The organism is Burkholderia latens (genome assembly GCF_001718795.1).
Classification (GTDB): Bacteria; Pseudomonadota; Gammaproteobacteria; order Burkholderiales; family Burkholderiaceae; genus Burkholderia; species Burkholderia latens_A.
In genome coordinates, this window is sequence record NZ_CP013438.1 from 1,336,299 (window position 1) to 1,361,473 (window position 25,175).

General features: G+C 67.3%; 22 protein-coding genes. 17 read left to right on the forward strand and 5 right to left on the reverse strand.

Annotated elements, in window-relative coordinates; translation table 11 throughout:
• Window positions 1-7 precede the first annotated feature (7 nt).
• Window positions 8-2,260, forward strand: coding sequence for a penicillin-binding protein 1C (gene pbpC, locus WK25_RS25265; RefSeq protein WP_069243063.1), 2,253 nt, complete (start codon window positions 8-10; stop codon window positions 2,258-2,260).
• A gap of 187 nt (window positions 2,261-2,447) precedes the next feature.
• The gene (locus tag WK25_RS25270; RefSeq protein WP_069243064.1) at window positions 2,448-3,140 is read left to right on the forward strand and encodes a hypothetical protein; all 693 of its coding nucleotides are present in this window, start codon (window positions 2,448-2,450) and stop codon (window positions 3,138-3,140) included.
• 97 nt (window positions 3,141-3,237) lie between these two features.
• Here WK25_RS25270 and WK25_RS25275 read toward each other — a convergent pair whose 3' ends face one another.
• On the reverse strand, window positions 3,238-4,485 hold the full coding sequence (locus WK25_RS25275) for a multidrug effflux MFS transporter (protein ID WP_069243065.1): 1,248 nt from the start codon (window positions 4,483-4,485) through the stop codon (window positions 3,238-3,240).
• A gap of 351 nt (window positions 4,486-4,836) precedes the next feature.
• On the opposite strand from WK25_RS25275, the gene WK25_RS25280 reads away from it, so the two are divergent.
• On the forward strand, window positions 4,837-5,376 hold the full coding sequence (locus tag WK25_RS25280) for a hypothetical protein (RefSeq protein WP_069243066.1): 540 nt from the start codon (window positions 4,837-4,839) through the stop codon (window positions 5,374-5,376).
• A gap of 99 nt (window positions 5,377-5,475) precedes the next feature.
• Here WK25_RS25280 and WK25_RS25285 read toward each other — a convergent pair whose 3' ends face one another.
• Complete coding sequence (locus WK25_RS25285; protein WP_069243067.1) at window positions 5,476-6,372, reverse strand: glutamate/aspartate ABC transporter substrate-binding protein; 897 nt, start codon at window positions 6,370-6,372, stop codon at window positions 5,476-5,478.
• A gap of 625 nt (window positions 6,373-6,997) precedes the next feature.
• Between WK25_RS25285 and WK25_RS25290 the strand changes: the two genes are divergently transcribed.
• The 4 genes from WK25_RS25290 (at window position 6,998) to WK25_RS25300 (ending at window position 12,449) form a co-directional block, all read left to right on the forward strand.
• The gene (locus tag WK25_RS25290; RefSeq protein WP_069243068.1) at window positions 6,998-8,650 is read left to right on the forward strand and encodes a S8 family peptidase; all 1,653 of its coding nucleotides are present in this window, start codon (window positions 6,998-7,000) and stop codon (window positions 8,648-8,650) included.
• 507 nt (window positions 8,651-9,157) lie between these two features.
• Window positions 9,158-9,316: a hypothetical protein gene (locus WK25_RS31860; protein WP_167432674.1), complete on the forward strand. Its 159-nt coding sequence runs from the start codon at window positions 9,158-9,160 to the stop codon at window positions 9,314-9,316.
• 47 nt (window positions 9,317-9,363) lie between these two features.
• Window positions 9,364-12,144 (forward strand): magnesium-translocating P-type ATPase, encoded by a 2,781-nt coding sequence (gene mgtA / locus WK25_RS25295; protein ID WP_083253080.1) that lies wholly within the window; start codon window positions 9,364-9,366, stop codon window positions 12,142-12,144.
• A 77-nt stretch (window positions 12,145-12,221) separates the two neighbouring features.
• Entirely contained in the window at window positions 12,222-12,449 is a 228-nt protein-coding gene (locus WK25_RS25300) for a hypothetical protein (protein WP_069243069.1), read from the forward strand.
• Window positions 12,450-12,502: 53 nt separating this feature from the next.
• On the opposite strand, the gene WK25_RS25305 is transcribed toward WK25_RS25300, so the two are convergent.
• A complete protein-coding gene (locus WK25_RS25305; protein ID WP_040141169.1) occupies window positions 12,503-12,787 on the reverse strand; it encodes a transcriptional regulator in 285 nt (94 codons plus the stop codon).
• A 70-nt stretch (window positions 12,788-12,857) separates the two neighbouring features.
• On the reverse strand, window positions 12,858-13,733 hold the full coding sequence (locus WK25_RS25310) for a LysR family transcriptional regulator (protein ID WP_069243070.1): 876 nt from the start codon (window positions 13,731-13,733) through the stop codon (window positions 12,858-12,860).
• 93 nt (window positions 13,734-13,826) lie between these two features.
• Between WK25_RS25310 and WK25_RS25315 the strand changes: the two genes are divergently transcribed.
• The 6 genes from WK25_RS25315 (at window position 13,827) to WK25_RS25340 (ending at window position 18,291) form a co-directional block, all read left to right on the forward strand.
• Window positions 13,827-14,063: a hypothetical protein gene (locus WK25_RS25315; protein ID WP_052110979.1), complete on the forward strand. Its 237-nt coding sequence runs from the start codon at window positions 13,827-13,829 to the stop codon at window positions 14,061-14,063.
• Window positions 14,064-14,258: 195 nt separating this feature from the next.
• Window positions 14,259-15,335: a serine hydrolase gene (locus tag WK25_RS25320; RefSeq protein WP_040140055.1), complete on the forward strand. Its 1,077-nt coding sequence runs from the start codon at window positions 14,259-14,261 to the stop codon at window positions 15,333-15,335.
• A gap of 56 nt (window positions 15,336-15,391) precedes the next feature.
• Complete coding sequence (locus WK25_RS25325; protein ID WP_040140057.1) at window positions 15,392-15,628, forward strand: DUF7661 family protein; 237 nt, start codon at window positions 15,392-15,394, stop codon at window positions 15,626-15,628.
• A 158-nt stretch (window positions 15,629-15,786) separates the two neighbouring features.
• Window positions 15,787-16,242, forward strand: a complete 456-nt coding sequence (locus WK25_RS25330; protein WP_040140059.1) for a MarR family winged helix-turn-helix transcriptional regulator — start codon at window positions 15,787-15,789, stop codon at window positions 16,240-16,242.
• Window positions 16,243-16,309: 67 nt separating this feature from the next.
• Window positions 16,310-16,873 (forward strand): isochorismatase family protein, encoded by a 564-nt coding sequence (locus WK25_RS25335; RefSeq protein ID WP_069243071.1) that lies wholly within the window; start codon window positions 16,310-16,312, stop codon window positions 16,871-16,873.
• A complete protein-coding gene (locus WK25_RS25340) occupies window positions 16,870-18,291 on the forward strand; it encodes a DHA2 family efflux MFS transporter permease subunit (protein WP_069243072.1) in 1,422 nt (473 codons plus the stop codon). The genes WK25_RS25335 and WK25_RS25340 overlap by 4 nt, the downstream gene beginning before the upstream one ends.
• Window positions 18,292-18,415: 124 nt before the next feature.
• Here the strand turns inward: WK25_RS25340 and WK25_RS25345 are convergent, their stop codons facing one another.
• Complete coding sequence (locus tag WK25_RS25345) at window positions 18,416-19,837, reverse strand: PLP-dependent aminotransferase family protein (RefSeq protein WP_059547202.1); 1,422 nt, start codon at window positions 19,835-19,837, stop codon at window positions 18,416-18,418.
• A 160-nt stretch (window positions 19,838-19,997) separates the two neighbouring features.
• Between WK25_RS25345 and WK25_RS25350 the strand changes: the two genes are divergently transcribed.
• From WK25_RS25350 to WK25_RS25365, 4 genes are all read left to right on the forward strand, one after another.
• Window positions 19,998-22,322 (forward strand): FdhF/YdeP family oxidoreductase, encoded by a 2,325-nt coding sequence (locus tag WK25_RS25350; protein WP_069243073.1) that lies wholly within the window; start codon window positions 19,998-20,000, stop codon window positions 22,320-22,322.
• A gap of 190 nt (window positions 22,323-22,512) precedes the next feature.
• Window positions 22,513-22,842 carry a hypothetical protein gene (locus WK25_RS25355; protein WP_069243074.1) on the forward strand — a complete coding sequence of 110 codons (330 nt, stop codon included), beginning with the start codon at window positions 22,513-22,515 and terminating at the stop codon, window positions 22,840-22,842.
• Between the two features lie 243 nt (window positions 22,843-23,085).
• Complete coding sequence (locus WK25_RS25360; protein ID WP_040140071.1) at window positions 23,086-23,418, forward strand: sugar ABC transporter ATPase; 333 nt, start codon at window positions 23,086-23,088, stop codon at window positions 23,416-23,418.
• Between the two features lie 136 nt (window positions 23,419-23,554).
• A complete protein-coding gene (locus WK25_RS25365) occupies window positions 23,555-25,144 on the forward strand; it encodes an ABC transporter substrate-binding protein (RefSeq protein ID WP_069243075.1) in 1,590 nt (529 codons plus the stop codon).
• Window positions 25,145-25,175 lie beyond the last annotated feature (31 nt).

Genomic DNA, 25,175 nt, shown 5'->3' on the forward strand with positions numbered 1-25,175 from the left:
GTATGTGATGATCGATCGTGTATTGCGGCGGCCGGCGCGCTACGCCGGCCGCATCTTCGTCGCCGCCGTGCTCGCCGCGCCGCTCGTCGCGCATGCGCTGCCCGGCTACGACGACGTGCGCCGCAGCTGGCGCAGCTCGGACTGGGTGCTGCTCGCGCGCGACGGCACGCCGCTGCAGCGCATGCGCGTTGACCTCACCGAGCGGCGCGGCGACTGGGTGTCGCTCGCCGACGTGTCGCCCGCGTTCCGCGAAGCGATCGTCGTGTCGGAGGACAAGCGCTTCTACGAGCACAGCGGCGTCGACTGGCGCGGCATTGCAGGCGCGGCGTGGGGCAACCTGTGGAACGAGCGCACGCGCGGCGCGTCGACCGTGACGATGCAGCTCGCCGGGCTGCTCAGCGATTCGCCGCGACGCTCCGGCCAGCGCTCGTTGCCGCAAAAGGCGACGCAGGCGATGAACGCGCTGCTGCTCGAACGCGGCTGGCGCAAGGATCAGATTCTCGAGGCGTATCTGAACCTCGTGCCGTTCCGCGGCGAGACGGTTGGGCTCGGCGCGTTGTCGCAGGTGCTGTTCGGCAAGGCGCCGTCCGGCCTCGACGCGCGCGAGGCCGCGATCGCGGCGGCACTCGTGCGTGCGCCCAATGCGGCGCCCGCGAAGGTCGCCGAGCGTGCGTGCCGGATCCTGCGCGACATGCGTGCGGAGCACGCGTGCGCGTCGCTCGACGGCTACGTGCAGCTCGTGATCGCGCGGCCGGCCACCGTCGTGCGTAACGACGTCGCGGCGGACGGCGCCGCCCTCGCCCCGCACTTCGCGCGCCGAATCGCGGCCGAGGTCAAGCCGGCAGCCGGCGCACAGGTGCGCACGACACTCGACGCGCCGCTGCAGCGCTTCGCGCGCGACACGCTCACGCGCGCGCTGACCGAGCTCAACGCGCCCGCGCACCGGCGCAACGTGCAGGACGGCGCGGTCGTCGTGATCGACAACGCGAGCGGCGAAATTCGCGCGTGGGTCGGTTCGTCGGGCGCGTTGTCGAGCGCACGCGACGTCGACGCCGTGCTCGCGCCGCGCCAGGCCGGCTCGACGCTCAAGCCGTTCCTCTATGCGCAGGCGATCGACGAGAAGCGGCTGACGGCCGCGTCGCTGCTCGACGACGCGCCGATCAACCTCGCGGCCGGCGGCGGCCTCTACATTCCGCAGAACTACGACAAGGACTTCAAGGGCTGGGTGAGCGTGCGCAGCGCGCTCGGCGGCTCGCTGAACGTGCCCGCGGTGCGCACGCTCGTGCTCGTCACGCCGCATCGCTTCGCGCGCACGCTGACGGCGCTCGGGTTGCCGCTCGCGCAGGAAGGCGATTACTACGGATTCAGCCTCGCGCTGGGCAGCGCGGACGTCACGCTGCTGTCGCTGACCAATGCGTATCGCGCGCTCGCGAACGGCGGCGTCGTGCGCAACGTCGTCGATCGGCCCGCGGCGGTGCCCGCTTCCGGCGCATCGTCGGGATCGACTCGCGCGGACGACGGCACGCGTGTGTTCAGCGAAGCGGCCAGCTTCGTCGTCACCGACATCCTGTCCGACAACAACGCGCGCGTGCGCACGTTCGGCTTCGACAACCCGCTCGCGACGCGCTTCTTCTCCGCAGTGAAGACCGGCACGAGCAAGGATATGCGCGACAACTGGACGATAGGCTTCACGTCGCGCTATACGGTCGGCGTGTGGGTCGGCAATGCCGACGGCTCGCCGATGTGGGACGTGTCGGGGGTCACGGGTGCGTCGCCGGTGTGGTCGGCCGTCGTCGGCTACCTGCATCGCGACGCGCCGAGCCGCGCGCCTCGCCCGCCCGCCGGCGTCGAAACGCGCCGGATCGCGTTCGAGCGCGACGTCGAGCCGTCACGCAACGAGTGGTTCATCGCGGGCACGGCGCTCGACACGATCCGGCTCGCGGCGCCCGTCGCGCCGGGCAATGACGGCGCACGCGCGCCGCTGATGATCGGCGCGCCGACCGACGGCACGATCTTCGCGATCGATCCGGACATTCCGCCGAAGAATCAGCGGATCTGGTTCGAGCGATCGTCGGGGCACGCGGCGCGGTTCGCGTGGCGGCTCGACGACAAGGTGATCGGGCACGGCGACCGCATCGCGTGGATGCCTTGGCCGGGCCGGCACCGGCTGGAGCTCGTCGACGCGCGCGGCAACGTTGCGGACGCGATCGGCTTCGAAGTGCGCGGCGCGTTCGCGAAGCCGGCGGCGCGCAAACCCTGAGCGCCGCAGCTTACTGGGTCGCTGCGCCCGCACTCGCGGGCTGCGCAGCGCAAACCGCGCCATCGGCAGCACGCTCCGCGCTTCACCGGAAAACGGCCAAGCAACGCACCGATTCGAGACCTAGAATAAGAGCGGCGCCCCGCATGCGGCGCACGGCGGTTGTCTCCACTTTCGATTGCCCGCGACCATGAACATTCGCCATCCTCGCCTGATCCGCCCCGCACTGCGCACGCTCTGCGTCGCCGCGCTCGCGTCGCTTGCCGGCTGCAACGGCGACGCGTGTTTCGGCGTAGATGTCTGTTTCAACGACAACAACACGCAGCCGGTCGCGCTGTCCGGCACGGCGGCCACGGGCCGCGCGCTCGCGAGCGCGTCGGTCACGGTCAGTTGCGCGCAGGGCTCGGCAACCACGCTGACCGACGGCGGCGGCAATTACCGCGTGACGGTCAATGCCGCGCTGCCTTGCGTGATCACCGTCGCATCGGGCGGCACGAGCCTGCATTCGCTCGCTTACGGAGGCGGCACATTCAATACGACGCCGCAGACCGAGCTGCTGCTCGCCTACCTCGCCGCGCAACTCGGCACGAACACGGCCGGGCTGATCGGCACTTTTCAGGGCAGCGCACGCTTCCAGCAGGCAATGGGGAGCCTGGGCACGGTACAGGCCGCGCAATCGGCAGTGGTGACGAATCTGCAACAGCGCTATTCGGTGACACTGACCGCGCCCGCGTTCCTCACCACGCCGTTCGTCGTCGGGCAGCCGGGCGTGGACGCCGATCTCGACGCGCTCGCAAAGGCCGGCGCAATCGATTCGAACGGGATGCCGGATCCGTCAGCGGTTTCCCTGCTGACGCAGGCGGGCGCGGCGCACCCGCTCTAGCAGCGCGTGTCGCCCTGAACCCAGCGAACACCGGCAGTCCGCGCCGCTTCCCGCAACGGTATCGATACCGGCCGGCAGCCCGTCCCGTGCACGGCGCTTACGCCGCCTCCCCGCTCCCGCACGCGACACGCGCGGCCTGCTGCTGCGTCAGATACCTCAGCAGCTTCGTCACCATCCACACGACGATGAACGACAGCGCGACGAAGAACACCGCGAGCGGCGTCAGCACGTGAATCGACACGAAACCGGCAAGGCCCATCATCGCGGACGACACGAGCAACAGCGCACACCCGAGAATCGCGCTCGTCAGCCCCGCGATATGCGGAAACAGCGAATTGCCCTTGGCCATCAGCGTCGGATACATCGCGCCCGCGCAGAAGCCCATCACGAGCACCGGCGTCGCAAGCGTCCATACGCGCAGGCCGATGGTCAGCGCCAGCGCAAGCATCACGACCGCCGCGCCGGCCATCACGCGCGCGCCGATGCGCAGCCGCTGCTCGGCGCTCGGCAGCCCGCGTCCGTGGATCCGGTTCGACAACCCGCCGAGGAAATACATCAGCCCGATCCCGAGCGCCAGGTAACCGAAGAAGGTCGGCGGCTTGTGCAGCGTGGTCTGCACCATGAACGGCCCGACGATATTGAACACGAGCAGGATGCTGTAGCACAGCCCCTGCGCGAGGAAACAGCTCTGGAACACCGGGCTCGCGAGCACCTTGCCCGCGTTCGTCATCAGCGTGCGCGGCTCGAGATGGACCGGTTTCGGCAAGGTCTCGCGGTAGCGCCACAGCAGCGCCCACATCACGAGCGAATACACGAGCAGGAACACGAGGCACGCGCGCCAGCCGAACCATTCCTGCAGGTGCGCGCCGATCACCGGCGCGACGATCGGCGCGAGCCCCCATGCGATCGACATGTAGGTGAACGCATGCAGCAGCGCCTGGCCCGAGAACGAATCGGTGATGATCGCCTTCGCGAGCAGGTTCGTCGTCGCGATCCCGAAGCCCTGCAGGCAGCGCGCGAGCACGAACGTCTCGAGGTTCGGTGCGCCGAGCGAAAGCAGGCAGCCGATCGTATAGATCACCAGCCCGAACGCAAGCACGCGCTTGCGCCCGTACGCATCGGCGACCGGCCCGAAGATCAGTTGCCCCAGCGCATAGGCGGCCATATAGCCGGACACGCTCGACTGGATCGCCTGCGGCGTGGTCGCGAACGAGCGCGCCATGTCGGGCAGCGCGGGCACGTAGATGTCGATCGCGAGCTGGCCGGCGGACGCGAACAGGCAGATCAGGAACAACAGGAAACGCGGCGAATTCGATTCGCGCGCGGCAGTGAGCGAGGCGTTCATGACAACCGGGAAGGATTCGGACGGCGGCGGCACGCGCCAGCTTGTTCGATTGACGAACAGCGGTGCGCGGCGAAGCCGTATTGTGCCTGTTGTTGCGTCATCCGACCGGAAGCCCCTGGCGCGCGCGCGGTTGAATGCCGATCGGACGCCTTTCGGAAACGCGCCAGGATGGCCGCCGGCGCCGGTCGCACCCCGGCTTCGAGATTCGGCCGCAGCCTCGTCCCCGTGGGCTCGCCGCGTTTTAATCCTGCTTTAAGCCAGCGCTCGCATAGTGGCGGGTGGCTCATTCCGTGAGCCGCACGCTTCATTCATTGTCGATTGGATCACTCTTCGTTTGATGGAGATACGAATATGCGATTCCGTTCGTATATGGCGGCGGGCGCGCTGGCGCTGATGCCCGTGCTCGCGATGGCCGGGCAAGCCGACACGCCCCCGTCCGCGCAACCAATGTTCGTCAACGTCAACGGGCAGGCCGTGCCCGTCAAAGCCGAAACGCGCGTCGTCCAGACGGCGCTCGGCCCGACGAAGGTCAGCACGTGGAGCTGGCAGAGCCCGCAAGGCGGTGCGAGCTTCGAAATGCAGACGTCGTCGTCGGGCGGCATGCCGCCGGCCACTGCGCTGCGGCAGTTGCAAGCCGCGCAGTATCAGATGCAGGCGGCCCATGCGCAAATGGTCGCGCTGCAGCAGCAGATGATCGCGCTGCAGCACGTCGCGCTCGCCAACGCGTTCGCGATGCCGATGCCGCAACCCGTCGCGTTCGCGACGCCGATGTGGGCGATGCCGGAACCGGTCGTCGTGCTCGTGCCGGCGCAGCCGGCCGCGCGTGCGGTGGCGCCGGCACCGTCGGCACCGGCCCAGCCGGCCGCGCGCGGGCCGGAAATCAAGGCCTGACGCGTCAATCCGGCGCACGAGCGCCCTGGCTGCAAAGTCAAACCGCCGGCACATGCCGGCGGTTTTTGTTTGCAACGCAACACCGCTACGGCGCAGCGCTCAGTACTGCGCCTGATCCGTCGGATTCCTGAACAGCTGCTTCATTTCCGGCGACAGCGGATAGTTGAGGCTCACGCCCTTCGGCGGAATCGGCTGCATGAACCATTGATCGTAGAGCTTCTCGGCCTCCCCCGAGGTCTGCATCTTCGCGATCACGCCATCGACCACGTGCTTGAACGCCGGGTCGTCCTTGCGCATCATGCATGCGTAGTTTTCATGGACGAGCGGCGTGCCCGTCACCGTATATGCGCCCGGGTTGCGGTCTTTCGCGATCTCGCCGTACAGCAGCGGCTCGTCCATCACGAACGCCACCGCGCGGCCCGTCGTGACGTTCATGAACGCTTCGGCGTGGTCCTTCGCGCTGATGATCGTCATGTTCATCCCCTTCTCCTCGTTCAGCTTGCGCAGCAGGCGCTCGTCCGACGTGCCGGCCGTCGTCGCGACGGTCTTGCCGGCCAGGTCCGGAAAGTCCTTCACGCCCGAGTCCTTGCGCGTGCTGAAGCGAATGCCGTAAAGAAAGATGCTGTTCGAGAACGCGGCCTGCTTCTGCCGCTCCAGCGTATTGGTCGTCGACCCGCACTCGAAGTCGATCGTGCCGTTCTGCAGCAGCGGAATCCGGTTCTGCGACGTGATCGGGATCTCCTTCACCGTCAGGTTCGGCATCTTCAGTTCGGCCTTCAACTGATCGATGACGCGCGCCGCGATGTCGCGCGAATAACCGATGTTCTTCTGCTGGTTGTCCGAGTACGAGAACGGCACCGACGATTCGCGGATACCCAGCGACACGACACCCGTGTCCTTGATCTTCTTCAGCGTGCCGGTAAGAGCCTGCGCGTGCGCGGTGCCGGCCAGCGCGCAAGTCAGCGCAACGGCCAGCCAACGGAAGCGGCGATCCATGCTTTTCTCCTGACGAAACGGGGATGAGGGTCCGCTGATGTTCGCGGTGTGGCCTGCATTAAAGCATATGAATCAGCATCGCTTCGTCGCTGGCCGCCTGGCCGGAATGCAAGAACGGGTATCGGCCGTGGCGATCGTTGCGCGCCGCTCGTCGCCGGCTCGGCAGGCAGCGCGGCTTCGTTGGTACGACTTGATCCAACGACGCCGGTGCGGCGGCTGAACGACAGCAACACGTCCGCAGACGCGGAATGAATGAATTCGGACAAGCAACCGACGTCCGCCGCGCCCGGTCGGCGGGGCCGATCGCCGCAGCGCGCAAAGGCACGGGCGCCGCATGCGCCTATTGATCGCGTCGCGCCCCGCATCGCACGCTCGCACCAACCGCACCAATCCCACCAATCGCTCCAACCGGCCGCGATGCTGCATTGCGACATTGCAATCGTTTGCGTTTCTCGTTGTCTTCACACAAAACATATTCAAGAAACCGCCTCTTCGGCCGTTACCCAGTGCATGGCGCGTCGCAACACCATTGGGTCGACCGTCAGACGAAAACGAGCAGGTCCGGTGTTCGCCGGACCGAGCACGACGCCGGCACGACGGCCATCTTCGAGGATCGAGTTTCACCATGAGAGCCAAACGTTCGAACTTCCCGCTGGCACGCCCCGCTCATGTGCGCATGCTCGCCGGCATGCTGTCTGCCGCCGCGCTGCTTCCGCTCGCAGGCTGCGGCGGCGGTGGCGGCGACGGCAGCAATCCGTCTTCTTCCAACGCAGCGCCGGCCCCTGCGCCCGCCCCGGCTCCCGCGCCGACGACGCCGGCCCCGACCAACGGCAGCAACGCGTGCGCGACGCAGCAGGCCGCCGTGCAGATGGCGGCTCAGACCACTGCGTCGACCGAGCCGCCGGTCGATCACCTGATCGTCAAGCTGAAGACGCCGGCGGGCGCGCGCGCGATGGCGGCCCTCGACACCGGCACGCGGCTCGACGCGGTGATCCAGCGTTCGATGACCCGCTGGACGGCCCCGACCGCAGCGGGCGCCGCCCGCGCGTATGCGGCCGCGACGACGTCGCAGGCGCCATTGAACGTGCAGGTCGAGCGAACGCTGTCGGACGGCGCCGCCGTGCTGTCGATCGGCCAGCGCATCGCGTCGGATGACGCGGCCGCGCTCGCGCAGACGTTCGCCGCCGACGCCGACGTCGACTATGCCGAACCGGATCACCCGATGCGGATTCGCGACACGCCGAGCGATCCGTCGTACAGCCAGCAGTGGTACCTGTCCGACGCGAGCGTCGGCATCAACGCGCCGCCCGCGTGGACGCGGACCAAGGGGGCGCCGACCGTCGTCACGGCTGTACTCGACACCGGCTACCGGCCGCACCCCGATCTCGTCGGCAACCTGCTGCCCGGCTACAACTTCATCTCGAACGCCAGCACCAGCAACAACGGCCAGACGCGCAGCAGCGACGCGACCGATCCGGGCGACTGGGTCACGCAGCAGGAACTCGACAACGCCAGCGGCCCGTTCTATCACTGCGCGAGCGAACCGAGCGACAGCAGCTGGCACGGCACGCGCGTGATGGGCGTGATCGGCGCGACCGCGAACAACGGCATCGGCGTGGCCGGCGTGTCGTGGCTCGGCCGCATCCTGCCGGTGCGCGTGCTCGGCAAGTGCGGCGGCACGACGAGCGACATCGCAGACGCAATGCGGTGGGCGGCCGGCATTCCCGTCAACGGCGCGCCGACGAACCCGAATCCGGCGAAGATCATCAACCTGAGCCTCGGCGGCGTCGGTGCGTGCAGCACGACGTTCCAGCAGGCCATCGACGACGTGAATGCGAAGGGCGTAACCGTCGTGGTCGCGGCCGGCAACGACGGGCTGTCGACCGGGCTCGATCAGCCCGCGAACTGCCGCGGCGTGATCAGCGTCGGCGCGACGGACGCGACCGGCCGCCGCGCATCGTTCAGCAACTTCGGCGCCGACGTTGCGCTGAGCGCGCCGGGCGTGAGCATCCTGTCGACGGCCAACAGCGGCACGACGACGCCGGGCGCGGACACGTATGCCACCGCGAGCGGCACGAGCCTCGCGACACCGCAAGTGTCGGGCATCGTCGGGTTGATGTTGTCGGTGAACGGCAATCTGACACCCGCGCAGATCCAGCAGAAACTGCAAGGTGGGGCGCGTGCGGCAATGCTGCCGGCCAGCACGTCGTGCACCGCATTGCCGGCGGGATCCGGCATTGCGGATGCGGGTGCTGCCGTCGCGGCAGCCGCGCAGTAGCGGTCACATTCCACCGCGGCAACCGCGCGCATGCTCATCGGGCATGCGCGCGGTTTCTCAAGCACCGTTCGAGTGTCGAAGCACCATCGCTCGGCAAGCAATGTGCGAAGAAGGGCCGCAAAAGGGTTGACGCTTCGCACGACGACCCATTACCATCGCCCCCGTCTGATTACATGGAGTGTTCTGTGAACACCGATGCGAGTTGTAGTTGGTCCTCGACCAACTTGACTGCTGCCTGAGGAAACCGCGCAGAGCCTCGTCTTCTGCCGCATCCCGGGAAGCAGGATGCGGCGCCCTTCCGGCCTGACCGGCCAGAATCCCCCGCCGATTTTTCGATATCGCCGAATGCCCGCGCCGTGCAGCCGCACGCTGCCGCGTGCGTGCATTCGCGCTGCGCGCAGCGCGAGCTGCATGCATACTCCGTTCGCGTGCCGTCCGGCCGCGCGCCGTCGTGCGTGCGCAGCCGTGATCGCCCGTGCCGCCCACCCGCAACCGACAGGAGTGCAGATGAACCCGGACGACAGTAGTCGATTACCGCTCGCCGGTGCGATGCCGCGCGCCAACAGTCGGCCCATGCGCCACGCGCCGGCGAGCGTTCCCACCACCACCGATCCACAGCCGATCGCGCCCGACGCGACGCGGCCGGGAGCGCTCGTGCGTCGATAACGTCACGCTCGCTCCCCGCCACCCGCATCGTGCGCAAGGAGCGACTCATGGCACAACAAAACACATCGCAGAAGAAACAGCGCGGCTTCATCAACGCCGGCCCCGGTCAGCAGAACGAACCACATGTCATACGGGCTGCGCAGGAGGCAGCCCGCCCGCTCGAGGACACCTTCAAGTCGCTGCGCACCACCGCGCGCGGCCTCACCTGCGCCGAGGCCGCCGACAGGCTGCAGCACCACGGTCCGAACGAAATCGCGCACGACAAGCCGCCGCACTGGACGCGCCAGCTGCTGCACGCGTTCCACAACCCGTTCGTTTACGTGCTGCTGGTGCTCGCCGCGATCAGCTTCTTCACCGACGTCTACTTCGCGGCACCCGACGATCGCGACTACGTCGGCATGACGATCCTGCTGACGATGGTCACGATCAGCGCGTTGCTGCGCTTCGTACAAGAATTCCGGTCGCTGCGCGCGGCCGAGAAGCTCAAGGCAATGGTCCGCACGACGGCGACCGTGCAGCGCGCGGTCACCGACACGTCGGAGCCCGCACGCCGCGAGGTGCCGATGCGCGAAGTGGTGGTCGGCGACATCGTGCATCTGTCGGCCGGCGACATGATCCCCGCCGACGTGCGGCTGCTCGCGTCGCGAGACCTGTTCATCAGCCAGGCCGTGCTGACCGGCGAAGCGCTGCCGGTCGAGAAGTACGACACGCTTGGCGCAGTCGCCGGCAAGTCGGCCGGCACCAGCATGGCGGATGCGTCGGGCGCACGCCGCGCGGCGAACGGTGCATCGACGTCGCTGCTCGATCTCGAGAACGTCTGCTTCATGGGCACCAACGTGGTGAGCGGCACGGCGACGGCCGTTGTCGTCGCGACCGGCGAGGACACCTATTTCGGTTCGCTCGCGCGCAACGTCGTGAGCTACAAGCGTATCGAGACGAGCTTCGACCGTGGCGTTGCGAGCGTGAGCTGGCTGCTGATCAAGTTCATGTTCGTGATGGTGCCGATCGTGTTCATGATCAACGGACTGACCAAGGGCGACTGGCTGAGCGCGCTCACGTTCGCGCTCGCAGTGGCCGTCGGCCTGACGCCCGAGATGCTGCCGATGATCGTCAGCGCGAATCTCGCACGCGGCGCGGTCGCGATGGCGCGCCGCAAGGTCGTCGTGAAACGGCTCAACTCCGTGCAGAACTTCGGCGCAATGGACGTGCTGTGCACCGACAAGACCGGCACGCTCACGCAAGACAAGATCATCCTGGAACACCACCTGGACTTGTCCGGCCACAAGAACGAGGACATTCTCCGCCTCGGCTGGCTGAACAGCTTTCATCAGAGCGGCCAAAAGAACCTGATCGACATCGCGATCGTCGCGCGCGCCGATGCGATCGGCGATCGCGTTAAGCCGCAGGGCTACAAGAAGATCGACGAGTTGCCGTTCGACTTCGTGCGCCGCCGCCTGTCGGTGGTCGTCGAGGACACCCACGGCGCGCACATGCTGATCTGCAAGGGTGCGGTCGAGGAAATGCTCGCCGTGTCGACTCACGTTCAGCACGAAGACGGCGTGCGTCCGCTCGATTTCGTCGCGCGCAAGCGGCTGCTCGAACAGGCGAACGCGTACAACGAGGACGGTTTCCGCGTGCTGGTGCTCGCGACGCGCCTGATTCCGCGCGGCGACGAACGCGGGCAATACCGCACCGCCGACGAGCGCGACCTCGTCGTGCGCGGCTTCCTGACCTTCCTCGATCCGCCGAAGGAATCGGCCGCGCCGGCGCTCGCCGCACTTCGCGAAAACGGCGTCACCGTGAAGGTGCTCACCGGCGACAACCCGACGGTCACGATGAAGGTCTGCCGGCAGGTCGGGCTCGAACCGGGCAAGCCGATGCTCGGCGCCGAGATCGAAACACTCGACGACGCAACGCTTGCGCAAGCCGTCGAACGCACGACGGTGTTCGCGAAGCTCACGCCGCTGCAGAAGGCGCGCATCGTGAAGGCGTTGCAGGCGAACGGCCACACGGTCGGCTTCCTCGGCGACGGTATCAACGACGCCCCCGCGCTGCGCGATGCCGACGTCGGCATCTCCGTCGACAGCAGCGCCGACATCGCGAAGGAAACGGCCGACATCATCCTGCTCGAAAAGAGCCTGATGGTGCTCGAGGAAGGCGTAATCAAGGGGCGCGAAACGTTCGGCAACATTCTGAAGTACCTGAACATGACGGCCAGCTCGAACTTCGGCAACGTGTTCTCGGTGCTCGTCGCGAGCGCGTTCCTGCCATGGGAGCCGATGCTCGCGACGCAGCTGCTCGTGTTGAACCTGATCTACGACACGTCGCAGATGCTGCTGCCGTGGGACCGGATGGATCCCGAGTTCCTGAAGAAACCGCGCAAGTGGGAAGCCGGCAACATCGGGCGCTTCATGCTGTGGGTCGGGCCGACGTCGTCGGTGTTCGACATCACGACCTACGTGCTGCTGTGGACCGTGTTCGGCGCCGGAGCGATGTATCAGCTGCACGGCGGATTCGGCGGACAGATCGTGATGAACTCCGGCTGGTTCATCGAGAGCCTCGTATCGCAGACGCTGGTCGTGCACCTGCTGCGCACGCAGAAAATTCCGTTCCTGCAGAGCACGGCCGCGCTGCCGGTGCTGCTGTCAACGTTTACCGCGATCGCGATCGGCTGCTGGCTGCCGTTCTCGCCGTTCGCCGATTCGCTCGGCTTCATGCAACTGCCGGGCACCTACTGGCTGTGGCTCGCGGCGACGATGGCCGGCTACATCGTGCTCGCGCAGATCGTGAAGACGGTCTACGTGCGTCGCTACAAGCAGTGGTTCTGAACGCCTTCGAACGTTGGCGTGCCGGTCCGCACGGACCGGCCGCCTTCAACACGATACGAGCCAGCCCGGTATCGGCGGTGTCTGCCGCGGCGCCTTACAAGGCGACGGACAAGCTGCAACGCGTGGCCGACGTCGGCATGTCGCGCAGTGCCGAAAGCACGGCGGGCGCGAACCCGACGTTCGTGATCGCGAGTGCGATCTGTTCGCCGACGCGCTGGCTCGATCTCGACGTCGGCGATCGACACGGGCGGCACGAACAGAGCGACCGTCACTCCGTGATGGGCGGCGCGACGGCGCGGTGGTGACGCCGCCTGTCGAACCGCACGGGCACGGGCCGCTTTCGGGCGGCCCGTTTTTTTCAACCGCCGTCGTTCGCGCCGAAGAGCTCCGCACAGACCGCGCGCCCTTCTTGCGTCAATGCCGCGCTGCCTGTGCCGTCGTCGTTCAGCGTCGTCGCGCTCAAGCCGGCGGCATCGAGCTGCGTCAGCACACGGCGCAGCGTGCTCATCGGCAATTGCGATCGCTTCGCGATCTTCGGCAGCGACCACGTCTTGCCGGACGGATCGATCGCGGCTTCGTTCAGCGTCGCGAGCGCGGCCACGATGGCGGGATCGAGCGGGGAATCATCGGATTCTGAAGTCATCGGTTCAGGCGGTGAGCCGGCGTGGAAGCCGCCATTCGTCGGGGATGCGGACGCAAACACTATACGCGCGTCACACGCCGTTGATCGCCGCACGCATGAACGACACGAAACGCGTCGTCACGGGATCGTCGCGACCGGCCAGCCACGCGAGGCCGACACGCCATTTCGCGTCGCGGCCGGCGAGCGGCAGGACGGTCGCATCGCGCAGCAGATACTGCGCGCGCGACGGAATGAACGCGACGCCGACCCCGGCCGCGACCGACGTGAGCACCGATTGCACGTCTTCCGCCTGCTGCGTCACGTGCGGCACGAAACGCCGCTCGACGCACCATCGGTCGATCTGCGCGGCGAGACCGGGGCCGCGCGCGCGCTGCAACGCGATGAAACCGATCTCGTTCAGCATGTCGAGATCGGCCGGCACGCGCTTGAAACCCAGGTGCGGCGGCACCGCGAGTGCGAGCCCCTCGTCGATCACCTTGAACGACGACAAACCTTCTTCGGAAGGCAGCCGCAGAAAACCGGCGTCGAGCTTGCCGGCGCGCAAGCGGCGCGTCTGCTCGGCCGACGACAGGTCGCTCAGCGTCACCGCGACACCCGGATTGCGCCGGCGGAATTCGGCGATCAGTTTCGGGACGAGCGTCAGCACGGACAGGCAGATGCCGAGCCGCAGATGCCCGCGCTGCCCGCTGGTCGCCTCGCGCGCCCGCGCGAGGATCTCGTCGGCATCGCGGACGAGCGCCTGCGCATCGGGCAAAAAACGTTCACCGAACGGCGTCAGCTCCGCGCCGTGCCGGCCGCGCTCGAACAGCTTGCCGCCGAGACTCGCCTCCAGCGCGCCGATCTGCTTGCTCAGCGCCGGCTGGCTCATATGCAGCGCGTCGGCCGCGCGGCTGAAATGACTGAGCTCGGTGACGGTCAGAAACGTGCGCAGCAGTTTCAATTCCATTCTTCAAAGGAATCATATCGATCGAAACATTCATTTTACTGATCGAACGGCGCGGCGTTCAATACGGACATCCCCCTCCCGGAATTCACTGTCATGTCCGTCGATCTCGAGGCCGCGTGCGTGGCCGCTGTTCCGTCCGACACGGTTGCCGCCGACGAACGCCGCGCCGCGGCCGCCCTGCCGGTGACCGAACCTCGCGCCGCACGCGCCGACGGACGCAGCCGCCGCTTTCGCTTCGGCGACGCGCTCGACGACGCGCCGCCGCGCGCCGTCACCGGTTCGATCGCGATCAGCTTCGCGGTCGTGTCGAGGCGGAACTGGCCGCGCTGACCCCGTGCGTCACGCGCGCACCATCGCGAGACCGCCGTCGATCATCCGAATAAGCCCCGCGAACCGGCCGGTATCGCACATCATCGCGTGCGCATCCAACGCCATCGCACCTCGAACGACCGTATAATTTCCCGCACCCGCTGCCCGCCCACGCATTTCGCGCCGCTGCAACGCGCGTGAAAAGGAGACTTTCGCTTGACCGGCTTCATCGCGCGTCTGCCGCGCGCCAGGACCATCCTGATCATCGCCCTGTCCTTCCTGACACTTGCGTTCGCAACGAACGCGTCCGCGCAGCACACGCAGCCGCATCGCACGGCGGCGCCGCAAGCGCATGCAAAAGTCGTCAAGAAAAAACCCGCTCATCGCAAGAAAAAGGCTGTCAAGCACCGCCGCCCGCGCGTGAAGCATCATGCGGTCAAGCGCCACGCGGCGCCCGCGCCGCACCGGCGCGCCAAACATACGACCGCGGTCCGCTCGCGCGCTGCCCCGAAACCGCGGCTCCTGGCGAGTTGCGGCTACACGCCGCGCGCGCTTCGTTCGCTGAATTCGCGCGCGGCGTACGTGCTCGACGTCGACTCCGGCACGCCGCTGCTCGCCCGCAACGCGCGCACCGTGCGGCCGATCGCGTCGATCTCGAAGCTGATGACGGCGGTCGTCGCGCGCGACGCGGACCGCCCGCTGAACGGCGTGCTGCGCGTCACCGCACACGATCGCGACACGATCAAGTTCACCGGTTCGCGGCTGCCGATCGGCGCCGAACTGTCGCGCCGCCAGATGTTCCATATCGCGCTGATGTCGTCGGAAAACCGCGCGGCGGCCGCGTTGAGCCGCGACTATCCGGGCGGCCGCACGGCATTCGTGAAGGCAATGAACCGCAAAGCGCGCCAGCTCGGGATGCGTCATACGCATTTTCGCGAGGCGACCGGCCTGTCGCCGCACAACGTGTCGACCGCCGAGGATCTCGCGCGGCTCGTCGGCGCCGCCGCTCAAGATCCGCTGATCCGCTATTTCTCGACGGACACGTCGACTACCGTGCAGGCCGGCGACGACGAGCTGCTGTACGTGAACTCCGATCCGCTCGTGCGCTATGGTCGCCTGCCGATCCGGCTGCAAAAGACGGGGTTCATCAACGAATCCGGGCATGGCGTCGTCATGCGCATGCGCGTGAAGGGCCGCCGCGAAACGATCGTGCTGCTCGGTGCACCGACGCGCGCCGGCGTGTCGAGCGATGCACTGAAGATCCATCGCTGGTTGAGCTGCTCGATCCAGTAACCACGCCGGCTCACGACGCGTGCGGCGGCCCCATTCATCCACGGCGGAGTGAAGCGATGCTGCACGAATACCGTTTCAATGCGTTCGGCCGCCTGCTCGCGGTCGTACGATCGAATGGCCGCTGGAACGTGTTCGACCTCGGCACCGACGGCAAGCGGCGGCCGGCGAATCTGCACATTCCACCCGCGCTGGCCGCGGACGAGCTCGCGCAATATCTCGGCGACCTGCTGCACGAGAACGCGTCGCCGAAGTGCAGCGGCGTCGTACCGGTCCCGCTGCCGCGGCGCGTGTAACGCCAGCGCCCGGGCGCCGTTCGCTGCCCGCCGCATCCCGCAGATTCGCCGCAGGCACGAGCGTTCATTGCCCCTGCCGCCGGTTGCACCGGTAACCTCGCGCCGTGTCGCGCCAATCATTTAAACAGTCAAACTTGCAAGTTTGCCTGTTGTGTTCTATGATTCGCCGCATGACACCGCCACGCAAATCCGGCGTTTCTGCCGACACAGTCGCAGCTGACCTGACCCTCGCGGTCGGCCAGCTGATTCGTCGCCTGCGTTCCGAAATCGATTCCGAAGGGCTCGGCATGTCGCAGACGAGCGCGCTCGCGCGACTCGAGCGACAGGGCCCGATGACGACCGCCGAACTCGCACGCGCCGAAGCGATGAAACCGCAGTCGATGAAGGCGATTCTCGCGAGCCTCGAGGAAGACGCGCTCGTCGAGCGCGAGCCGCATCCGACCGACGGCCGCCAGATTCTGTTCAAACTCACCGCCGCCGGCCTCGACGCACGACGCAAGCGGCACGCCGCGAAACACGAGTGGCTGGGCGCCGCGATCGGAAAACTCGATCCGCAAGACATCGCCACGCTCGCCGCGGCAATCCCGCTGATCCGCCGCATCGGCGAGCAGTAAGCCGCCCGCGTGCCGCGCGGCTTACGCGCGCACGCGTCCCCCCTGCCCTTCACGGAGCATCCGCATCATGAGCACGACCCGTCTCGACACGAACACCGCACTCGTCGTCATCGATCTCCAAAAAGGCATCGTCGCACTGCCGACCGCATACCCGATCGCACCGGTGATCGCGCGCACCCGCGAACTGCTCGATGCATTCCGCAGCCGCGGCTTGCCGGTCGTGCTGGTCAACGTCGCGGGAGTCGCACCAGGCCGCACCGAGCAACCGCCGCGCACCGCGCAGCTTCCCGCCCACTGGGCCGAACTCGTGCCCGAACTGAACCGCCAGCCGAACGACCACACGGTGACGAAGAAGACCTGGGGCGCGTTTACCGGCACCGATCTTCACGCATACCTGCAGTCGGCCGGCGTCACGCAAATCGTGCTGACCGGCGTCGCGACGAGCATCGGCGTCGAGTCGACCGCGCGGCAGGCGCACGAACTCGGCTACAACGTGACGCTCGCGGTCGATGCGATGACCGATCTCAATGCGCACGCGCACACGAATAGCGTCGAGCGGCTGTTTCCGCGCCTCGGCGAGACGGGTTCGACGCAGGAGATCCTCACGCTGCTCGACCGGCGCGGCGCGTGAACGACAAACGCATCCCGCCGACGCGGGGCCGCGCGGCGAGCCGGCTCGATCCGTCGATCTGGAAAGTCAGCGCGGTCGCGACGCTCGGCTCGCTGCTGTCGCAGCTCGACGCGACAATCGTCAACGTGTCGCTGTCGAGTCTTGCAACCGATCTGCACGCCAGCCTGGCGACGATCCAGTGGGTGACGAGCGGCTATCTGCTCGCGCTCACGCTCGTGCTGCCGCTGAACGGCTGGCTGGTCGATCGCATCGGTGCGAAGGCGCTGTATCTGTGGTGCTTCTCCGCGTTCACGCTGACGTCAGCGTTGTGCGGACTCGCGTGGTCCGCGCCGTCGCTGATCGCGTTCCGCGTGCTGCAAGGTGTGAGCAGCGGGCTGCTCGCGCCGATGGCGCAGATGATGATCGCACGCGTCGCCGGCCAGCAGATGGCGCGCGTGATCGGTTATGCGGCGGTGCCGGTGCTGATCGCGCCGATCCTCGGGCCGGTCGTCGCCGGTGCGATTCTGCAGCACGCGTCGTGGCGCTGGCTGTTTCTCGTGAACCTGCCGATCGGCGCGCTCGCGCTCGCGCTGGCCGTGTGGTTCCTGCCCGGCGATCGCGACGACACGCAGCGGCGTGAACTCGACTGGATCGGCCTTGCGCTGCTGTCGCCGGCGCTCGTGCTGTTCCTGTATGGCGCGGAGCGGGTCGCCGCGGCGCCCGGCATCGCCGCGATCGCGGTGTCGGCGCTGCTGCTCGCGGCGTTCCTGCGCGTCGAGCAGCGCCACGGCGAGCGTGCGCTGATCGATCTCGCGCTGTTTCGCTCGCGCGCGTTCGGCGCGGCGGCCGCCACGCAGTTCCTGTCGAATGGCGCGATCTACGCGGGCCAGATGCTGATCCCGGTGTTTCTGATCCAGTCATGCGGACGTTCGCCTGGCGAAATGGGCTGGCTGCTCGCACCGCTCGGCCTCGGCATGCTGGTGACCTATCCATCGATGGGCGCGCTGACGAGCCGGTTCGGCGTGCGCAGGCTGGCTGCCGCCGGCGCACTGCTCGCGCTCGCGGCAACGCTGCCGTTCGCGTATCTTGCATTCGCCGGGTACGATCCGTACGTGCTCGTACCCGCGCTGTTTCTGCGCGGAATGGGCCAGAGCGCGATCGGCGCGCCGTCGATTTCGGCCGCGTATGCGTCAGTCGAGCGCCGTAGCCTGCCGATGGCAACGACGTCGCTCAATATCGTCCAGCGCCTCGGCGGTCCGACGTTCACGACGATGTGCACGCTGTTTCTTGCGTGGCGGCTGCAGGCTGAATCGATGCCGGCGGGCGGCACACGTGGGGCCGCGTACGCAGCGGCGTTCGGTCTGCTGTGCGCGCTGCACGCGGCAAGTTTCGTGACGGCGCTGCGGCTGCCGCGGTGGTCGAGCGTGGCGAACGGGTAGCGGGACGGGTGATCGCGCATGGGTCGGCGATGAACCAGCGCGCCGGCACCGCGCACGCGTCGACAAACTCGCCATCACTTGCGCCGCGAACAGACGATCGTTCGCGCCAACGCCACGCGCCCTTTCAGCGCCTCGCGCACTCGGCCGCGAGCCGCCCCAGCACCTTCAGCGCCTCCTCGATCTGCCGCGACCACGGATAGCTGTAGTTGAGCCGGATGAAATGCCGGTAGTCGTTCGTCGCCGAAAACATGTGGCCGGGCCCGACCGTGATCCGCTGCGCGAGCGCAAGCGCATACAGTTTCATCGCATCGACCTGGCGCGGCAATTCCACCCACAGCACGTAGCCGCCCTGCGGCTGCGACAGCCGCGTGCCTTCCGGGAAAAAGCGCCGCACCATCGCGCTCATCAGGTTCGCCTGCTGCGCATAGAGCTTGCGCATCCGCCGCAGATGAAAATCGTAACCGTCGTACTTCAGGTATTCGGCAATCGCGAGTTGCTCGATCGCCGGCGTCGCGAGCGTGTTCAGGAATTTCAGCTTCTCGACCTGGTCGCGGTAGCGGCCCGGCATCGCCCAGCCGATCCGGTAGCGCGGCGACAGGCTCTTCGTGAACGACGCGCAATGCAGCACGAGCCCATCGCGGTCGTACGACTTCAACGCGCTCGGCGTCGCGTCGCCGAAATGCAGTTCGTGATAGACGTCGTTCTCGATCGCCGGCACACCGTGCTTCGCGAGCAGCTCGACCAACGCGCGCTTGCGCGCATCGGGCATCCGGAAGCCAAGCGGATTCTGGAAATTGGGCATCACCATGCACGCGGCGATCCGCTCGCGCTTCAGGATCCGCTCGAGCGCGTCGACATCGATGCCGTCGCCCGGGTGCGTGGCGATTTCCAGCGCGCGCATGCCCATCCGCTCGATCGCGTGCAGCATCGCGTAGAACGTCGGCGATTCGACGGCGATCGTGTCGCCCGGTTTCGCGACCGCCTGCAGGCACAGGTTGATCGCCTCGGTCGCGCCGATCGTCACGACGATCTCGGCCGGCTCGACCGCGATTCCGCGCTCCGCGTAGCGCCGCGCGATCTGGCGGATCAGCTCCTGGTTGCCGGGTGGCAGATCGTCGATCACGCCCCAGCGCGTGCGGCGCCGGCCGATCGCCTGCGCATGGCGCGCGAGGCGCTGTACCGGGAACTGCGACGCGTCGGGATACGGCGAGCCGAGCGGCACCGCATCGTCGCGCGAGATCGAGCGCAGCGTCGACAGCACGAGCCGGCTCACATCCACCGCCGACGGCTCGGCGGCCGGCGCCGATATGTTCAGCTCGGCCTCGACGGGCGCCGCAGCCCGTGCGCGCACGAAATAGCCGGACTGCGGCCGGCTCTCGATCAGCCCGCGGCTCTCCAGGACGAGATACGCGCGCAGCACCGTCGTCACGCTGAGCTGCTGCTGCCGGCTCGCCTGCCGCACCGACGGAATCCGCTCGCCGGGCCGGTACACCCCGCGTTCAATCTGCGTCTGCAGATCGTCGGCCAGTTGTTCGTAACGCTTCACGCGCCTCCCTTTCAACGTCCCTTCAACAACACAGTTGCGCTCCGCACGACCTGACTGGCCGAAACTGTACTCTTTTTTCAAGACAAAAGGTGTACACACAGCGGGCGCCTCGCCGCGCGTACGCTGCGTGCATCGCTCCCGACACCCGCATCGCAGCATCATGAAAAAGAAATCCGCCGCCGCGCGCATCGAACCGTACACCCACCCGGCCGCGGGCTGGGGCGCGCTGAAAGCCGTCACGATCAACCTGATCAAGGAAAAGGTCGCAGGCGGCAACTACCGGACGCTGCTGCGGCAAAACCAGCCGGACGGCTTCGACTGCCCCGGCTGCGCGTGGCCGGACCGCCAGCACGCGTCGACGTTCGAATTCTGCGAGAACGGCGTGAAAGCCGTGGCCGCCGAAGCGACGAGCAAGCGCGTGACGCCGGCGTTCTTCGCCGCGCACACGGTTGGCGAACTGCTCGGGCAGACCGATTTCGAACTCGAACAGCACGGCCGGCTGACCGACCCGATGGTGTACGACGCGGAAACCGACCGCTACGTGCCGATCGCGTGGGACGACGCATTCGAGCTGATCGCGCGCCGCCTGCGCGCGCTGCGGGACCCGAACCAGGCCGCGTTCTACACGTCCGGCCGCGCGAGCAACGAGGCGGCGTTCCTGTATCAGCTGCTGGTGCGGCTGTACGGCACGAACAACTTCCCCGACTGCTCGAACATGTGCCACGAGGCGACGAGCCGCGGGCTTCCGGCGTCGGTCGGCGTGGGCAAGGGCACCGTCACGCTCGACGACTTCGAGCACGCGGACACGCTGCTGATCTTCGGCCAGAACCCCGCGACCAATCATCCGCGAATGATGGGCGAGTTGCGCGAATGCGCGAAGCGCGGCGCGACGATCGTGTCGATCAATCCGCTGAAGGAGCGCGGGCTCGAGCGTTTTGCCGATCCGCAAAGCCCGCTCGAGATGCTGACGATGTCGGGCACAAACATCGCATCGACGTTCATCCAGCCGCCGATCGGCGGCGATTTCGCGCTGATCAAGGGCATGGCGAAACGCGTGCTCGAACTCGACGATGCAGCACGCGCCGCCGGCGCGCCGCGCGTGCTCGATACCGCTTTCATCGACGCGCACACGGCCGGCTTCGACGCGTTCGCCGACGATCTGCGCAACGAAAGCTGGTCCGCGCTGACCGCCGAAAGCGGCGTGCCGTACGAGCAGATCGACGGCCTGGCGCGACTGTATGCGCGCAGCGAGCGCGTGATCGCGACGTGGGGAATGGGCATTACGCAGCACAAGCATTCGGTCGCGACCGTGCAGATGCTCACCAACCTGATGCTGATGCGCGGCAACATCGGCCGCCCCGGCGCCGGCCTGTGTCCGGTGCGCGGCCACTCCAACGTGCAGGGCAATCGCACGGTCGGCATCGAGGAAAAGCCGTCGCAGGCGTTTCTCGACCGGCTTGGCCGCGTGTTCGACTTCGAGCCGCCGCGCCACCACGGCTACGACGTCGTCGAAACGATCGAAGCGATGCTGGAGGGCCGCGTGAAGGTGTTGATCGGCCTCGGCGGCAACTTCGCGATGGCGACGCCCGATACGCCACGCACGTGGGAAGGCATGCGTCGCTGCGATCTGTCGGTGCACATCACGACCAAGCTGAACCGCAGCCACCTGATCCACGGCCGCGACGCGCTGATCCTGCCGACTCTCGGGCGCACCGAGATCGATCTGCAGGACAACGTCGCGCAAGGCGTGACCGTCGAAGACTCGATGAGCATGGTCCACGTGTCGTACGGAATGAACAAGCCGGCGTCCGCGAACCTGATGTCGGAGCCCGCGATCGTCGCGCACATCGGCCATGCGTTGTTCGGCAGCGGCAAGATCGACTGGCTCGCGTACAAGCGCGACTACGCGAAGATCCGCGACGCGATCGAGGCGACGTTCGACGGCTTCTACGACTACAACGCGCGCATTGCGCGGCCCGGCGGTTTCCATCTGCGGGTCGCATCGCGCGACCGCGAATGGCTGACGCCGACAGGCAAGGCGAACTTCATCGCGCATGCGCTGCCGGCCGACACGCCGATCCAGCGTGCCCGCGCGCTGCACGGCAAGCGGCTGATGACGCTGATGACGACGCGCTCGCACGACCAGTACAACACGACCGTCTACGGGCTCGACGACCGCTATCGCGGCGTGTACGGCCAGCGCCGCGTCGTGTTCATCAATCGCGACGACCTCGCGATGCTCGGGCTGCAGGCCGGCGAATGGGTCGACATGGAAACGGTGTGGCACGACGGCATCGAGCGGCGCGCAGATGGTTTCCTGCTCGTCGAATACGACATCCCTCGCGGCTGCATCGGCGCGTACTACCCGGAAACGAATCCGCTGGTGCCGCTCGACAGCGTCGGCGACGTGTGCAATACACCGACGTCGAAGTCGGTGCCGGTGCTGCTGCACCGCGCGCCCGCGCGTGCATCGGCGGCGGCGTAACGGCGCGCCGCGACCGTCGTTCGGCCGCGGGCGCGCATTGAACGCCCAATCTTGCACCAGCCCGCGCGCAACCCCGAACGTAATAAAGACTTGCAATCGATACGGCCGGAAACGTCAACATCCGGGCGGGGCACGGCGTTTTTTCGACAAGCGCCCCGATTCGCGGCGCGCAACGACAGGAGAAAACATCATGCGAGCCGTTACCCGACAAGTCGCAGTCGCCGCCATGCTGATGTCGGTGCTGACCGGCGCCGCGTTCGCCGACACGCCGTGGCAACACGCGCATCCGCGCCGCGAGGAGGTGAACCAGCGCCTCGCCGCTCAAAATCGCCGGATCCGTCACGAAGTGAAGGAAGGCGAGATGTCGCACGCGCAGGCCGCGCGCCTGCACCGTGACGACCGCAGAATCCGCCGGGAAGAGCGGGACATGGCCGCGCAGGATCACGGCCACATCACGCAGAGCGAAAAGCACGTGCTGAACCAGCAGGAAAACGCGGTCAGCCACAAGATCGGCCCGTAACGCCGGCAAGCGTCGATTCGCCATCGTTGAAACGCCCGCTGCCGCACGGCGACAGCGGGCGCTTGTTGTATCGAATCGTTTCAGCGCGCCGCGTGCGCCGGAGGCCGCAGGTATACTTCGACGTCAGCCGCCTCCCGCATCGGCCGTCAGCAAACGGCGCGATGCCGGCGGTTTCGTCGCGAAGCGCCGCGTTTCGCATACCCGCGCCACAGCGTCGACACGACACACACGACGACTCCGATCATGAAACGATTCCTGCTGCTCCTTCCCGCCGCCCTGCTCGCTGCCTGCGGTTCCGCGCCCTCGTCCGACTCGGCCGCGTCCGGCTCGGCGCCGATGATCTACGTGTCGTCGACGCGCCCCGCGCATGCAATCGCGAACTGTCTCGACAGCCGTCTGTCCGGCACCGAGCAGTCGCAGCACAACGGCGTGACCGACATCACCGTCGGCTCGCGCTCGTACTTCGTCACGCTCACGCCGTCGGGCAGCGGCTCCGTCGTCAAGGTCGTGCGCGGCTCCGGCAGCGAGCCGGCCGAGGAAGCGATGCGCTTCGCGATCGCGCGCTGCGTGATCTGATTTTTCGCGGCGCCGGGCGCCCGGCGCCGCGAAACGGTATCGGCGCGGGCGCTACGCTGCGCGCCGGTCGAATATTTTCATCCGGGCTGCCGTCGATGAGAGAATCGCACCACGATTCCTTTTCCACGGAGCCCGCATGAAGCATCTGCTGTCCCGGCTGTTCGTCAGCGCCGCGCTCGTCGCACTCGTTCCGGCGCTGCCGGCGCAGGCCGCGACGCCGCCCGGCATTTTCGTCGTCGCCACGCAGCTCGGCGAATTCACGACGCTCGATCCAAGCGAAATCTACGAACTCGTGCCGTCCGAGTACGTCGCGAACACCTACGAACGGCTCGTGCGGGTCGACCTGAAGGACCCGACGCGCTTCGACGGGCAGATCGCGCAATCGTGGACGGTCGGCGCCGACGGCATCACCTACACGTTCAAGCTGCGCGCCGGCCAGCCGTTCCATTCCGGCAACCCGGTCACCGCGGACGACGTCGCGTGGTCGCTGCAGCGCACCGTGCTGCTCGACAAGGGTCCGGCCGGCGTGCTCGCGGATCTCGGTCTCACGAAGGCGAACGTGATGCAGAAGGTGCGTGCGGTCGATCCGCAAACCTTCGTGCTCGAAACCGACCGCAAGTACGCCCCGAGCTTCGTGCTCAACGTCTTGAGCGCGTGCCCGGCATCCGTCCTCGACAAGAAGCTGCTGACGTCGCACCAGCAGGGCAACGATTTCGGCAGCGGCTGGCTGAAGACCAACGACGCCGGTTCGGGCCCGTACCAGCTCGTCAAGTGGACGCCGAACGAAAGCATCGTGCTGCAGCGTTTCGACAAGTACCGCGCGCCGTATCCGATGAAGCGCGTCGTACTGCGCCACGTGCCCGAGGCATCTGCGCAGCGGCTGCTGCTGGAAAACGGCGACGTCGATGCCGCGCGCAACCTGAGCCCCGACAGCCTCGCCGCGCTGACCAAGGCAGGCAAGATCAAGGTCGCGTCGTGGCCGGTGTCCGCGCTGCTGTACCTGAGCCTGAACACGAAGAACCCGAATCTCGCGAAGCCGGACGTGCAGCAGGCGATGAAGTGGCTCGTCGATTACGACGGCATCCAGCGCAATATCGTCAGCACGACCTACAAGGTGCATGAAACCTTCCTGCCGGAAGGCTTCCTCGGCACGCTCAATTCGAATCCGTACAAGCAGAACGTCGCGAAGGCGAAGGCGCTGCTCGCGAAGGCCGGATTGACCAACGGCTTCGACGTGACGATGGACATGCCGAACGACTATCCGTATGTCGAGATCGCGCAGGCGCTGCAGGCGAATTTCGCGCAAGGCGGCATCCGCGTGAAACTGATCGCAGGCGATGCGAAGCAGGCGATCGGCAAGTACCGCGCGCGCCAGCACGACATCTTCATCGGCGAATGGTCGCCCGACTACATGGATCCGAACAGCAACGCGCGCGGCTTCGCGTGGAATCCGGACAATTCCGACCAGTCGAAGACGAAGATGCTCGCGTGGCGCAACAGCTGGGACGTCCCGCAGCTGACGAACGACACCGAGGCCGCGCTGGTCGAGCCGTCGCCCGCGAAGCGCGCGCAGCGCTACGAGGCTCTGCAGAAGGCCGTGCTTGCGAACTCCCCGTTCATCATCATGTTCGAGAAGGTCGTGCAGGTCGCGACGCGCCCCGGCACGACGGGGCCGGAAATCGGGCCGATCAACGATCTCGTGTCGTACCGGACGCTGAAGAAGTAAGCTCGCGACCCTGCCCGCGCGCCGGCTCCGG

Excerpts from the sequence above, each read along its gene's own strand:
- WK25_RS25350 (WP_069243073.1), top strand. The coding sequence starts at position 19,998 with ATGAAAAAGAAATCCGCCGCCGCGCGCATCGAACCGTACACCCACCCG.
- WK25_RS25315 (WP_052110979.1), top strand. The coding sequence starts at position 13,827 with ATGTCCGTCGATCTCGAGGCCGCGTGCGTGGCCGCTGTTCCGTCCGAC.
- WK25_RS31860 (WP_167432674.1), top strand. The coding sequence starts at position 9,158 with ATGAACCCGGACGACAGTAGTCGATTACCGCTCGCCGGTGCGATGCCG.
- WK25_RS25290 (WP_069243068.1), top strand. The coding sequence starts at position 6,998 with ATGAGAGCCAAACGTTCGAACTTCCCGCTGGCACGCCCCGCTCATGTG.
- WK25_RS25285 (WP_069243067.1), bottom strand. The coding sequence starts at position 6,372 with ATGGATCGCCGCTTCCGTTGGCTGGCCGTTGCGCTGACTTGCGCGCTG.
- mgtA (WP_083253080.1), top strand. The coding sequence starts at position 9,364 with ATGGCACAACAAAACACATCGCAGAAGAAACAGCGCGGCTTCATCAAC.
- WK25_RS25280 (WP_069243066.1), top strand. The coding sequence starts at position 4,837 with ATGCGATTCCGTTCGTATATGGCGGCGGGCGCGCTGGCGCTGATGCCC.
- WK25_RS25270 (WP_069243064.1), top strand. The coding sequence starts at position 2,448 with ATGAACATTCGCCATCCTCGCCTGATCCGCCCCGCACTGCGCACGCTC.
- WK25_RS25310 (WP_069243070.1), bottom strand. The coding sequence starts at position 13,733 with ATGGAATTGAAACTGCTGCGCACGTTTCTGACCGTCACCGAGCTCAGT.
- WK25_RS25335 (WP_069243071.1), top strand. The coding sequence starts at position 16,310 with ATGAGCACGACCCGTCTCGACACGAACACCGCACTCGTCGTCATCGAT.
- WK25_RS25325 (WP_040140057.1), top strand. The coding sequence starts at position 15,392 with ATGCTGCACGAATACCGTTTCAATGCGTTCGGCCGCCTGCTCGCGGTC.
- WK25_RS25360 (WP_040140071.1), top strand. The coding sequence starts at position 23,086 with ATGAAACGATTCCTGCTGCTCCTTCCCGCCGCCCTGCTCGCTGCCTGC.
- WK25_RS25365 (WP_069243075.1), top strand. The coding sequence starts at position 23,555 with ATGAAGCATCTGCTGTCCCGGCTGTTCGTCAGCGCCGCGCTCGTCGCA.
- WK25_RS25305 (WP_040141169.1), bottom strand. The coding sequence starts at position 12,787 with ATGACTTCAGAATCCGATGATTCCCCGCTCGATCCCGCCATCGTGGCC.
- WK25_RS25275 (WP_069243065.1), bottom strand. The coding sequence starts at position 4,485 with ATGAACGCCTCGCTCACTGCCGCGCGCGAATCGAATTCGCCGCGTTTC.
- pbpC (WP_069243063.1), top strand. The coding sequence starts at position 8 with ATGATCGATCGTGTATTGCGGCGGCCGGCGCGCTACGCCGGCCGCATC.
- WK25_RS25355 (WP_069243074.1), top strand. The coding sequence starts at position 22,513 with ATGCGAGCCGTTACCCGACAAGTCGCAGTCGCCGCCATGCTGATGTCG.
- WK25_RS25330 (WP_040140059.1), top strand. The coding sequence starts at position 15,787 with ATGATTCGCCGCATGACACCGCCACGCAAATCCGGCGTTTCTGCCGAC.